Origin of the sequence: Acetomicrobium sp. S15 = DSM 107314 (assembly GCF_016125955.1) — a bacterium.
Lineage (GTDB): Bacteria > Synergistota > Synergistia > Synergistales > Thermosynergistaceae > Thermosynergistes > Thermosynergistes pyruvativorans.
Genome location: NZ_JADEVE010000144.1, coordinates 1 through 339 on the forward strand (window position 1 = coordinate 1; position 339 = coordinate 339).

Consider the following 339-nt stretch of genomic DNA (forward strand, 5'->3'; position numbering starts at 1 on the left):
TCCTTGCTCCGGTGATCGAGGACCTGAAGCAGCTGGATAGATATACCGAGGCCGAGCTCATGGCTGCCGTAGTAGGCGGACTTCTGACAGTTTTCATTACTCAACAGGCACCTGGGGAGCCTCCCTTCGGGGACGAACCACTTTACGACGACAGCCATGCGATCGAATTGGGTCATGGGCCAGTAATCAGCTGGTCTCAAGGAGAAAAACCGGAGATCTTCATCGGTGCATATCAGAGCAAGGTCTATGATGGCAGAGCATGTTCGTTGCCAAACGTGGATCCGACGACATACATAAATTATGATAATGCTAAGGCCGCATGTAACGCCAAAGGTGGCG

The 339-nt window shown here is 52.2% G+C and carries 1 protein-coding gene; it reads left to right on the forward strand.

The window, feature by feature from the left end:
- Positions 1-339 (forward strand): phage portal protein (locus tag EZM41_RS03480; protein ID WP_198469553.1); only part of this gene is annotated, 339 nt, incomplete at both ends.